Below are 11894 nucleotides of genomic sequence, written 5' to 3'. Positions count from 1 at the left end.
CGGGACTATTACAAGGCCGGGTTTGTCGTCCGCGGGCGCAATCGCCTCAAATTAATCGGTGCGGACGGCGGTCCGTGGCTGAGCGCTGCCAGTTAGTCGGTTCTCGATCTGCGACTTCTAGATCGGGAAGCCGGGATTCGGGCAGGGCACTTCCTGGCCCGGGTTCAGGACCGCCTGCAGGAATTTCGTCCTGCCTCCCGTCATCACAACCACGCGTTCCGGGAATAGCTGATACCCCGACTGCCGTCGATATCTTCTGAGGGGGCCTTGCGCAGCTGCGGCATGCCAAGGCGAGGGCAGTCCCCTTGATAGCCGTCCGCGAGGGCGCGGTCCGTCGTTTCGACGATGTGCGGGGTGGTCTGGATGTTGATGTCACCCAGATGGATGGGGTAGACGCGGTTCCCCTTCGACTTCCAGGCGGCCGCCGCTTGGGCGACGCTGGAGGCGCTTTGCGTGACCAGGCAACTAAGCTGACGCGCGAGTTCATTCATGCCAATCCACTCCTCATTGAGTTGGCGGTCGAGCCGCGAAGGGACCCAACCAAGCACTGATATATCTGTAAGATTGCTAAAAACATATCAGATGGGCACTTGCCGCACCAGCACCGATTGCGAATTGTTGGCGTGACCAAAACCGGGGTGCGGGTGAGCGGACTGTCGGCCTGAACCGGGCGCTGATGGAGTTGCTGCCCCCCCTGGTGGGTGGTCTGTGACGGCCTTGCCATGATCAGCCGGTGCTAAGCGTGTGTAGCCGAGCATTTCTGCGGTATTCGCGACGGCGGGAGTTCCGGTGGATAAGGTCGGCTATTGCGCGAACGCCATTTGGGTGAGTCATAATTGGTTTCGCTCAATCGGACCAGAAGATCGATGTGTTCCTGGACGACGTCCACCACAGCGGGTGAACGGTTTCAGTTGGCGAGGATGACCTGACGTGCTAGTTCAGAAGACTGACCGTTGGCGTCCATGAGCCGCTTGAGGGCACCGGAAACCCGCGAAAAAATGCGGAATCCGGAGGAGTTCGAAATCGGTAGGGCCCAGTCCGAGCCGAAAAGTGTGGACATTGTCCACACCACTTTAGATGGATAGTTCCGAGGCTGGCCCAGGGCAACAGAATCGTCATTATCGATTCTTTTGATTTGGGTGGGAAGGCCTTCGAAGGGGGCGGATTCGTCCCATCAATCCTTTGAATCTAAGCGACGATGGCGGTTACCTGGATGCTGGCGTCACGGAACAGGCCAGCGCGGACAGCAGCAAGCCCAGTGAAGAAAAGAGGTCGGGGAACCTTGTCGCCGGGCCCTACCGATATCTCCCCGGTGGGCTTCGCCGCGCAGCTGCACGTGGGCCTGGCCATCCACAACTACGGCATCCAGGAATACATGCAGCACTCCGCGGCGACCAACGAGGTCTTCCACCAGTCCACGACTTTCAAGGACGGCTACCTGCACCCGGGCGACAACCCCGGCATCGGCGTCGAATTCAATGAAGAAGCCGCCGCGGCGTACCCGTACCAGCAGGCCTACCTGCCCTACAACCGCCTCATCGACGGAACGGTGCACGACTGGTGCACACGATCAAACTCCCAGCCACCGGCAAGCTCCGTGTGGTGGTGATGGGCGTCTCCGGCTGCGGCAAGACCACCATCGGCGACCTCGTTGCCCGCGAACTCGGCGTCCCGTTCCTGGACGGCGATTCGCTGCACCCGGTGGAGAACGTGGCCAAGATGGCTGCCGGCACCCCGCTGACCGATGAGCACTGCTGGCCCTGGCTCGCCACCGTCGGCGCCGCTCTGGCCCATGCCGGTGACGGCGGGCTGGTGCTCGCCTGCTCGGCGCTACGCCGCAGCTATCGCGACGCCATCCGGGAAAAAGGCCCCGGACACCGTCTTCCTGCACCTTCACGGCATGAGAGAGGTACTCAGGGCTCGGACGGAAGGGCGGACCGGGCACTTCATGCCGCCCGCCCTGCTCGACTCCCAGCTCGCCACCCACGAACCCCTCCAGGCCGACGAGACAGGGTTCGTCGTCGACATCGCCGCCCCCGGTACAGGATCTTGTCGTGCAAGCCCTGACACGTCTTAAACCATTGGTGAAAGCTTCGCAAGCTTGGGAGTCTGCAGGAATAACCAAGGTGTGAGATCTGGAGCCTGACCGTCGTTCAGCATGATCGTGCGACCTGCCCGGAACATCCACCGCGGCGCCATCCGTCAGCAGATCCGCGCGGGAGAGCCGAGCTGGACCAGCACGAGAAATACCCAGTGAAAGGCCAGGTTGTGGACCTGGTCCTTCCCGGTCAGGGGGTTGGCAGGAAAACCCCTACGCCCGGTTGGGGCGGGGCTGGCAGCATCGGCATCATCACAAGCGACAGCCGGAACTGCCGCACCTCAAGAGGTGTGCTACACATGCGGCGCATCAAGTAGCTGTTGTTGATGGCGAAGGTGGTGCTCAAGGGCAAAGACGTTTGTGAGGGCGATCGTGGCGCGGGAGAAGGCGGCCAGGCTGAATCCTGCGGCGGCCAGGGCGCAGGACAGGAAGAAGGCAACGTCTTTGGTGTATGCGAGCATCCCGTAGAGGTCCATTATCAGGACGGCCCACGTAACCCCTGGCAGTCCGCGCAGCGCGGATTTGAGGAGGAACCGATGATGGGCAAGTTCCCCGCTCCAGTCGCTGAAGAGGCTTGTTAGGGGTAGGACCCCTGAACGGACGGCGTACCTGAAGGCAGCGACGTGCGCCTCCGGCAATCTCTTGCGGGGACCAGGGGCCGACGAAGGCCGGATGAGAAGAAGGATTCCCGCGGCCACTACCGTAAAGGCCCCCGCCAAATGGTCGGGATACATTGTGCCCGGGTGCATCTCCAACATCAGCATCAGACAAGAGGGAAGGGCAAAGACTGCTGCTCCTGCCAGGGACCATGAGAGTACCGGGTCGAACAATCTAGGCAAGAGGTCCTCCGTTCTATGAACGCCTTGCGAGCGATTCCAGGGCGAACCGGGAGCCACCGTTGTGAAGGTCATCCAGGGTAGATGCGTACGCAGTGGTGAACCGTTCGTTGTCGGCGAGGTCACCGAAAAGGTCCCGGTTGGCGATAAAGGCAAACCGGTCTTCGCGCTGCCGCGCTGCCGCCGCCATCACATCGATTTTGAGGCGGTCGACGACGTCGATCGGTTGTCCCTGTTCGTCAATCCCCTCCGCGTAGCGGGCCCAGCTGGCCACTATCGCGGCCGAGCGGTGGATCTCACCGCCGCGGTCGAGGTTGGTGCGGATGACCGGCAGCAGCCACTTGGGGATGCGGTCCGAGCTTTCGGCGCAGAGCCGTGCCAGTGTGTCGCGGACGTGCTCGTTGGAGAAACGGTCAATTAGGGTTTGCTTGTAGGCGGTGCGGTCTATTCCCGGCACGGGCTGGAGTGTTGGGGTGGCTTCCTTGTCCATGTAGTCCAGCAGGAACCGGGCAAATAATGGGTCCTGCGCGGCTTCGTGGGCGTAACGGTATCCGGCGAGGTGGCCGAAGTAGCACATGCCTTGGTGGCTTGCGTTGAGCAGGCGGAGTTTCATCAGCTCGTAGGGTTCTACGTCGGCGACGAGTTGGACGCCGGCGTCCTCAAACGGGGGTCGGCCGAGGCTGAAATGGTCCTCGAGGACCCATTGCGCGAATGGTTCGCAGACGACGGGCCAGGCGTCCTCGACACCGTATTCCCGAACGGCGGTCAGGCGGTCCTCATCGGTGGTGGCGGGGGTGATGCGGTCAACCATGCTGTTGGGAAACGGGACGTTCGCCGCCACCCAGGTGCCCATTTCCGGGTCTTTGAGGGCAGCAAAGGCGGTAAACATCTCGCGGGCGACGTTGCCGTTGCCCTGGATGTTGTCGCAGGACATCACGGTGAAGGGGGCAAGTCCGCGCTGCCTTCGGCGGGCGAGGGCTGCTGTGATGAGACCGAAGGTCGTCCGAGGAATTGCTCCAGGTTGAAGGTCATGGACCACGTCGGGGTTGTCCGCGTCGAATTCTCCTGTGACGTGGTGGAAGTTGTAGCCGCCTTCGGTCACGGTCAGCGAAACGATGCGGATGGCGGGCGAGGCCATCTTCTCGATCACCGCTTCCGGGTTTTCCGGGGCGAAGAGGTAGTTGATGATGGAGCCAATGATCATGCCATGTCTAATGCCGTCGGAGTGCTTCACGGTGAGGGTGTAAAGGCAGTCCTGGCTGTCCATGACCTTCTTCATGTGAGCATCGCCGGGCAGGACCCCTACTCCACAGATGGCCCAGTCCAGAGCTTTTCCTGCATTCATGAGCCGGTCCAGGTACATGGCCTGATGCGCGCGGTGAAAACCGCCGACTCCGAAGTGGACGATGCCCTCTGTCAGTTGTGACCTGTTGTATGCAGGTTGGCTGACCGGGCCGGGAACGTTGGGCAGGGTGTAGTTTTTCAGGGGTTGCATGGGTGCGCCTACGCTTCGAGGAAGGACGATGGGATTGTCAGCGGCCCCAGCTCAGCCGGTCCCGGTGGGTTGGCGCCCGCCCGCGAGCAGGTGATGCCGGCTGCCTTGTTCGCATAGCGGGCCAGGGCGTGGAGTTCGTCCTGGCTAATCTTCTGGAGTCGCTCCCGGCCTGCTGCGCCGAGTGCGTCCAGCTGCGCCAGCCCGGAGATCAGTGCGGCCATGAAAGAATCTCCTGCTCCGACGGTGTCTGCTACCGTGACCGTTTCACCGGGGATGTCCACCCTTCCGGACCCGCTGAGGAGGACGGGTCCGTTGGCGCCGCAGGTCAATGCCACCAGGGCCGGCCCCAGAGCCAGCCATGCGTTCATTGATTCCTCGAGGGTCCTGTCGGGGTAAAGCCAAAGCAGGTCCTCGTCGCTGGCTTTGACGATGTCGCTGGCCGCAACAAACTCCTCCGCCTGTTTCCGGGCGGCTGCTTTGTCCGGGCTGATTGCCGGCCTGCAGTTGGGGTCGAAGCTGACAGTGGCACGATGGCGTGCAGCTTCGAGCAGGCCCATCACCGATTTACTGCCCGGAGGCAGAACCGTGGCGATGGATCCGGTGTGGACGTGCAGGGAGCTTTCCGCCGCTGCCAAGGCCGGGATGGAAGCCCCGTTGATGTCCCAGCTGATGGCGAAGGTGTACCGGGCGGCTCCAGTGTCGTCTAAAGTCGCCACAGCGGTTGAGGTGGGTTGGGATCCCCCGATGATGGTCGCGACACCGTTGTTCTCGAGGTGCTTAGCGATCAACTGACCGTGCGGATCCTCGGCGAAGTGGGTGACGAGTTTGGTGTCAAGGCCCAGCCGGGCGCAGCCGACGGCAACATTCAGGGGGCTTCCGCCCGGGTGCGTCTCCGGTGCTGTGCTCCCTTGGCGGAGGTCTTCGATGATGTCGACGAGTGCTTCCCCGATGACAGTGACCAAAGGTTTGCTGTCGGAGAGGTTCGGTTCCGTGCCGGTCCCTTGTGATGACATGGCTGCTTCCTCGCAGGTCGGTGCTTGATGTGGCTGGGAACTGCTTTTGGGCTACCGGCTCAGCGGCCCGGGTAGACCACGGCTTTGAGTTGGCCTGGCTGCTTGCCGGCTTTAAGGGCCTCTTCGGACTCAGCGAGGGCAAACTTGCCGGTGACCAGGACGTCCAGGTCAACCTTGCCGTCGGCGATCAGGTGGATGGCCAGCGGCCAGGTGTTGGTGTAGCGGAAGACGCCGGAGAGCCAGATCTCCCGGTTCTGGATGAACGAGACGGGCAGCTCGACGTCGTCGGCACCCAGCCCCACCAGGATCACCCGGCCGGCGGGTGCCACTGCCTGGATCCCTGAACGGACCGCCTGAGGTGCGCCGGACGCGTCAATGAACGCGTCGACGTCGAGCCCTTCCACGCTATCGGTCTTCGCGTTGATGGCGTGCGTGGCGCCGTGCTCCAAAGCGAATGCCAGCCGGTCTTCGGCAATGTCCGAGATGTAGATTTCGGTGGCACCGAAGGCCCGGGCGGCTTGGGCGGCGATAATGCCGATGGGGCCGGCGCCGGCGATCAGGACCCTGCTGCCGGGCTTGATCTCCGCGCGTTCGCAGGCCCAGAGGCCCACGGAGAGCGGTTCGATGAGGGCCGCGGCTTCGTCGCTGACGCTGTCCGGGATGTCGTAGGCGAAGTCGGACTGGATGGTGACGTATTCGGCGAAGGCGCCGTCGATCGGCGGGGTGGCGTAGAACTCGATGTCCGGGCAGAGGTTGTAGCGGCCGGCCTTGCACTGCTTGCACTTACGGCAGGGGCGCTGGGGTTCGACGGCGACGCGCTTCCCGACCCTTGAGGGGTCGACGGCGCTGCCGACGGCGGCGATCCGGCCGGAAAGTTCATGGCCAAGGATCAGCGGGTGGTCCACCACGTACGGGCCGATCCGGCCGTGCTCGTAGTAGTGGACGTCGCTGCCGCAGACGCCGACGGCGGCCACCTGCACCAGGACCTGGTCGGCGTCGAGCTGCGGGAGGGGCAGGGTTTCCATGGCCATGTCGCCCTGGCTTTTGAGGATGTTGGCGCGCATCGTGGGGGGCAGTCCGGAACCGGTGGCAGGTGACTGTGCGGTTGTTGTTGTCATCGAAGTAGTCCTTGAAAAGAGTTTGTGGTCTGGAACCGGCTGGGCTATTTCACGGCGCCGAGGGAGAGTCCCTGGACGAGTTTGTCCTGGGCGGCGAAGCCTGCGAAGAGCACAGGCAGGGAGATCACGACGGCGGCCGCGCAGACTTTGGCGAGGAAGAGCCCCTGCCCGGAGACAAAGCCGGTGAGGAAGACGGGTGCGGTGCCTGCCACGACGCCGGTGAGGACGCGGGCCAGGAGCAGTTCGTTCCAGCTGAAGATGAAGCAGATCAGGGCGGTGGCGGCGATTCCGGGCATCGCGACGGGGGCGATGATTTTGCGGAGAATGAGCAGGAGGTTGGCGCCGTCGATCTGGGCGGCTTCCAGCATTTCTTCCGGCACCTCGGCGAGGAACGAGCGCATCATCCAGACGGCGATGGGCAGGTTCATGGAGGTGTACATCAGGATCAGGAACCAGATGTTGTCCAAAGCCCCCACGGTCCTGGCGAAGAGGTAAAGCGGCAGGATCGCGGCGACGACCGGCATCATTTTGGTGGAGAGGAAGAAGAACATCACGTCAGTCCACTTCTTCACCGGCCGTATCGAGAGCGCATACGCGGCCGGGAAGGCCAGAAGCAGCACCAGGACGGTCGAGAGGATCGAGGCGGTGGCGGAGTTGATCAGCGACGGCCAGGGGCTGACGCCAGATGTTTCGCCGAAGAATTCGCGGTACGCATCCAGGGTGAGGTTCGCAGCGATGGAGGGCGGGTTGGTGGCGGCGTCGGTCTCGGAGTGGAAGGAGGTGAGGATCATCCACAGGACCGGGACTGCGAAGAGAAGTGCCAGCAGCCAGGCTGCGATGCCGGCGGCGGTGTTGTTGCGGGTGGGGTCCATGCGTGCCTTGCCGCGACGGCGGGTACGGCCGGTGTTGAGCGCGGTGGGACCCGGTGGTGTGTTCTGGGGCGCGGCGGGGGTGAGGGTGCTCATCGTGCTGCCTCCTTCTTGAAGAGTGAAAAGACGGTGCGGAGTGCGAAGGTGGCCACGATGATGGTGCCGATGACCACCACGACGCCGGCGGCGGACGCCAGGCCGTATTCGTTGGCGAAGTAGAACGTCTGGTAGATGGCGTAGGGCAGGTTGGCTGTGCCCAGGCCGCCGGCGGTGAGGGTGAAGACAGCGTCGAAGTTCTGCACGATGTAAATCGCTCCGAGCAGGCCGCCGAGCTCCAGGTACTGGCGCAGGTGCGGCAGCGTGAGGTGGCGGAAGATCCCCCACGGCGTGGCGCCGTCCATCTGGGCAGCTTCCACGGTGTCCATGGGACGGGACTGCAGACCGGCCAGCAGGATGAGCATCATGAACGGGGTCCACTGCCACACCAGGGAGAGGATCACAGCCATCATGGGTGCCTGTGAGAGCAGGTCCAGCTGGGGTGCTGAGGCGCTGCCGAACAGAGACCAGACCCAGGTCAGGATGCCGTTGATCAGCCCGTAGGTGGGGTTGAGCAGGGCGTGCTTCCAGATCAGCGCCGCTGCCACCGGGACCACCAGGAACGGGGCGATCAGCAGTGTCCGGGCCAGCCCGCGGCCCATGAATTTCTTGTCCAGCAGCAGGGCCAGGCCGAGGCCGATGAGCAGGCTGATCAGAACCACGGAGACGGTGAGGAGGATGGTGGTGAAGATTGCCTGGCGCAGGTCAGGGTCTGTGAGGACTGTGGCGTAGTTCTCCAGGCCGGCGAAGGCGGTCTTGTCCGGGCTGAGGCTGTTCCAGTTCAAGAACGAGATGATCAGGGTAACCACGAACGGGAGTTGGGTGACGATGATGAGGAAGATCAGGGCAGGGAGCAGCGGTGCCCGCCGCGCCCAGGCCAGGGCGCGTTCACGTGACCTGGCGTTGCGGGATGGTTTGGCTGCGGTGTGTCCCGGGCGGGAGATGCGCGCCGTTGCGGTAGTCATGATGTTCTCCTGCGGTTCGGTTAAGGCTGCTTGTACTTGGCGCCGACTTTTTGGGCGGCTTGCTGACCCTTGGCCAGCGCGTCAGCCACAGACCCTTGGCCTGCGATGGCGGAGCTCACGCCTTGGGAGACGTTGGTGCCCAGGGCTGCGAATTCGGGGATGCCCACGAACTGGATGCCGACGGCGGGGCGTTCCTGGGCACCGGGGTTCTTCGGGTCCGCGTTCTCAATGGCGAAGCGTTCGGCTTCAAAGAACGGCGCCGCAGCTTGGAACTCGGCGTTCTCGTAGGTGGAGATGCGCTTGCCCGAGGGGACCTTCGCCCAGCCGAGTTCGGACGCGACGAGTTGCTCGTAGTCCTTGGAGCTGGCCCAGGCGATGAATTTCTCGGCGGAGTCCTGCTTCTTGGACGCGGCCTGCATGGCCCAGGACCAGGTCCAGAGCCAGCCCGAGGACTTGGTTTCCTTGACGGGTGCCTGGGCGTAGCCGATCTTGCCCTTCACCGGGGAATCCTCGGCTTCCAAGGCCCCTGCAGCGGAAGTGGCGTCGTACCACATTGCGGTTTTGCTCTGGCTCATGTTGTTCAGGCACTCGGTAAACCCGGCCTGCGCGGCACCGGCTTCACCGTGCTCGCGGACCAGCTTGGTGTAAAACTCCACCGCTTCGGTGAACTCCGGGGAGTTGACCTGCGCGTTCCAGTCCTTGTCGAACCAGGTCCCGCCGAAGGTGTTCACCACGGTGGTCAGCGGTGCGAAGACCTGGCCCCAGCCCGGCTGGCCGCGCAGGCAGATACCCTTCATGCCCGGTTCCGCGCCATCCACCTTTGCCGCAATCTCCGCAACCTCATCCCAGGTGGGCTTCGCCGGCATGGTCAGGCCCTTGGCCTCAAGGATGTCCTTCCGGTACATCAGGAAGGACGACTCGCCGTAGAACGGTTCGCCGTAAAGCTTGCCGTCCTCCCCCGTTAGGGACGCGGTGTAGGCGGGCAGGACGTCGTCCTGGTCAAACCCGGGGTCGGCAGCAACGTCGTCCAGCGGGGCGAGCCAACCATTTGCCGAATAGAACGGGATCTCGTAATTGGAGAGGGAAGCGACGTCGTACTGGCCGGCCTGGCTGGAGAACTCCTGGCTGATCTTGGCCCGGACATCGTTCTCCGGCAGGATGGTGTAGTTGACCTTGATGCCGGTTTCCTTGGTGAAGTTTTCTGCGGTGAGCCGCTGCAGGTCCTCCATTTGGGGGTTGTTTACCATCAGGACACTGATGCTGTTCGGGTCGCCGGCGGAATTGCCGCCGCCGGCTCCTGCACAGGCCGAGGCACCCAGCGCGACACACAAAGCGCCGGCGGCCAGGGTCGCAGCACGCATTTTCGGGCGCATTAATGACTCCTTCGTTCTTCAAGGGATGCGAGGTCACCACACCTCGACTGCCGTGTCAGGATGCTGGACCGGGGCGGGGGCCGTCACCGGAAGGTCCGGGGTCCCGCGCTGATGTTGTTCAAGATTAGGCGCGGGTGCAGGCCACAACTAGCGTCGTGGTTGCCACTTTCTGATACTTATTTTCCTCAGCTACCGATGTGGCAAGCGGTACTCTGGGATCGGGAACCGAATCCACTGTCCATATTTCATGAACCGCCGAGCCTTGGGAGCACCACGATGACTGCCACGGATACTGCTGAGGGAGCGACGGCCAGGCTGGCCGAACGGCTGCTGGGGATGCGGGCCAACCGTGAGGTTATTCCGCCTGATCCCAACCACTCTGTCCGGTGGCACCAGCACAGCTATCCAAGCCCGGTCGCACGATGGAATTACCACCCCGAGTACGAGATCCACCTCATTCGAAAGGGCACAGGGAAGTTCATCGTTGGCGACCACATTGGAACCTTCGAGGCCGGCCACGTTGCCCTTGTCGGGTCAGGACTGCCGCACGATTGGGTCAGTGACCTTGAGCCCGGCGAGGTGTTGGAAAATCGGGATGCCGTGATCCAGTTCGACGGGAAGTGGGTGGAGCAAACGGCGGCCCTGGTCCCCGAGATGGCGGAGGTGAAGCCGTTGCTGGAAAAGTCCCAGCGCGGCATTGAGTTTTTGGGAGCCTCAGCCAAAGCGGCGGCAGCAGCCATCGAGGCGATGGGGACCACCAGCGGATTGGTGCGGCTGCAGCACCTTTTTGACTTGTTCGCGGTCCTGACCGGCGCACCCCAGGAAGACCGGCGCTACCTGGCGGAGGAATGGTTCCGGCCGCAGCTGGACGGCCAGGCCGCCGCCGTCGTCGATATAGTCCTTGAGTACGTGTTCAGCAACCATGCCGGCACCATCAAAATGTCGGAGGCCGCCGGCATGGTGGGGATGCAGGAGGCGTCATTCTCGAAATACTTCAAACGTGCAACCGGCCAGAACTTCAGCGACCTGGTCCGTAAACTGCGACTGGCTCACGCCCGGCGTCTCCTGGAACGCACTGAAAAGGCTATTTCTGACATCTGCTACGAGGTGGGCTTCTCTAACCTCTCCAACTTCAACCGGCATTTCCTCAACGATGCTGGGGAAACGCCCCGGCAATACCGCCAACGCATCCAGAATGAGAGTGTGGACACCGCGCACACCTCCTTGGCCGGACAAGTCCACTTCCACCGCACCTAGAAGCGAACTAGACCGTTGCGCGCTGGAGGGTTGATCATGTCGGACCCGCAGCCCAGGGCCACAAACAGGTGTTGGTCCACCGGAGGCCAACCCAACAGGACCGGAACGAGGAACCACCTGATCCCGGCTCACAGCAGGCGGAAGGCCCAGTAACAAGCGAATCGGCTGCCCCACAAACTCACTATTCGAACCGGCACGACGACGTCCAACGGCTTCTCGACCACGGCACCTCCTCGGATCTCGGCCCGCGCTGGAACGCCGTCGTTGCCGCGGCCAGGCACTCGCCCAGATACCGCCCCGGCTGAAAGCGGCCCATATCTCAGCGTTGAAGAATGAGGGACTGGACGCGCTGGAGATATCAGATGTGATCCACGGCGGCGCCTTCTTCAACTGGGCCAACCGGTTGATGCTCTCGCTCGGCTCCGCAGGTTAGCCCAGGTTGCGGCGGGCCAGCAGCCAATGCTTGGCTCCGCCGTCTTCCGCCCCGTTGATACGGACCGTGGCACATACGCAGTCATGCATCCACTTGAATCCATTGCCGGCCGAGTGGGTCGGCCACGCAGTCGGAGCCACGTCCGCGATCGGCTATCGGCTATCGGCTATCGGCGCGATTCGCGGTGCCCAGTCGGGATCCGTCCTTGACCACCACCCGCAGGGACAGCGGCTGCGGTCGGATTCCATATGCCTGGAATTGTTGCGGGGGTGCGGCTGACCGGACCGTCATTGGCCCCGGCTGATCGTCCACGATCCTCGTCGCTTGCCGCTTGAGACTGC

10 protein-coding genes and 1 pseudogene are annotated in these 11894 nt (G+C 63.2%); 3 read left to right on the top strand and 8 right to left on the bottom strand.

Annotated features, from left to right (window positions below; genetic code table 11):
* Positions 1-203 precede the first annotated feature (203 nt).
* The gene (locus ACHL_RS08695) at positions 204-491 is read right to left on the bottom strand and encodes a hypothetical protein (protein ID WP_050767079.1); all 288 of its coding nucleotides are present in this window, start codon (positions 489-491) and stop codon (positions 204-206) included.
* Between the two features lie 800 nt (positions 492-1291).
* Between ACHL_RS08695 and ACHL_RS08690 the strand changes: the two are divergent.
* Together ACHL_RS08690 and ACHL_RS08685 are read left to right on the top strand one after the other, a co-directional pair.
* A pseudogene (locus ACHL_RS08690) lies at positions 1292-1609 on the top strand (enolase C-terminal domain-like protein); the annotation flags it as partial.
* Positions 1561-2067 carry a gluconokinase gene (locus ACHL_RS08685; RefSeq protein WP_244266532.1) on the top strand — a complete coding sequence of 169 codons (507 nt, stop codon included), beginning with the start codon at positions 1561-1563 and terminating at the stop codon, positions 2065-2067. The pseudogene ACHL_RS08690 and the gene ACHL_RS08685, both read left to right, overlap by 49 nt.
* A 324-nt stretch (positions 2068-2391) precedes the next feature.
* Here ACHL_RS08685 and ACHL_RS24170 read toward each other — a convergent pair whose 3' ends face one another.
* The 7 genes from ACHL_RS24170 to ACHL_RS08650 all read right to left on the bottom strand — a co-directional run bounded on the left by ACHL_RS24170 (position 2392) and on the right by ACHL_RS08650 (position 9863).
* Positions 2392-2559, bottom strand: coding sequence for a hypothetical protein (locus tag ACHL_RS24170; RefSeq protein ID WP_157672496.1), 168 nt, complete (start codon positions 2557-2559; stop codon positions 2392-2394).
* Between the two features lie 391 nt (positions 2560-2950).
* Positions 2951-4429, bottom strand: a complete 1479-nt coding sequence (locus ACHL_RS08675) for a mannitol dehydrogenase family protein (protein ID WP_015936919.1) — start codon at positions 4427-4429, stop codon at positions 2951-2953.
* Between the two features lie 8 nt (positions 4430-4437).
* Positions 4438-5442, bottom strand: coding sequence for a carbohydrate kinase family protein (locus tag ACHL_RS08670; protein WP_015936918.1), 1005 nt, complete (start codon positions 5440-5442; stop codon positions 4438-4440).
* A 59-nt stretch (positions 5443-5501) separates the two neighbouring features.
* Positions 5502-6560: an NAD(P)-dependent alcohol dehydrogenase gene (locus ACHL_RS08665; RefSeq protein ID WP_015936917.1), complete on the bottom strand. Its 1059-nt coding sequence runs from the start codon at positions 6558-6560 to the stop codon at positions 5502-5504.
* 44 nt (positions 6561-6604) lie between these two features.
* Positions 6605-7525 carry a carbohydrate ABC transporter permease gene (locus ACHL_RS08660; protein ID WP_015936916.1) on the bottom strand — a complete coding sequence of 307 codons (921 nt, stop codon included), beginning with the start codon at positions 7523-7525 and terminating at the stop codon, positions 6605-6607.
* The gene (locus ACHL_RS08655) at positions 7522-8490 is read right to left on the bottom strand and encodes a carbohydrate ABC transporter permease (protein ID WP_015936915.1); all 969 of its coding nucleotides are present in this window, start codon (positions 8488-8490) and stop codon (positions 7522-7524) included. Before ACHL_RS08655 ends, ACHL_RS08660 begins: the two co-directional genes overlap by 4 nt.
* Before the next feature lie 20 nt (positions 8491-8510).
* Positions 8511-9863: an ABC transporter substrate-binding protein gene (locus tag ACHL_RS08650; protein ID WP_015936914.1), complete on the bottom strand. Its 1353-nt coding sequence runs from the start codon at positions 9861-9863 to the stop codon at positions 8511-8513.
* Positions 9864-10139: 276 nt separating this feature from the next.
* On the opposite strand from ACHL_RS08650, the gene ACHL_RS08645 reads away from it, so the two are divergent.
* On the top strand, positions 10140-11120 hold the full coding sequence (locus tag ACHL_RS08645) for an AraC family transcriptional regulator (protein WP_015936913.1): 981 nt from the start codon (positions 10140-10142) through the stop codon (positions 11118-11120).
* The last annotated feature ends 774 nt before the right edge of the window (positions 11121-11894 follow it).

The organism is Pseudarthrobacter chlorophenolicus A6 (genome assembly GCF_000022025.1).
GTDB lineage: Bacteria > Actinomycetota > Actinomycetes > Actinomycetales > Micrococcaceae > Arthrobacter > Arthrobacter chlorophenolicus.
This window is presented reverse-complemented; position numbering and strand designations above follow the sequence as displayed.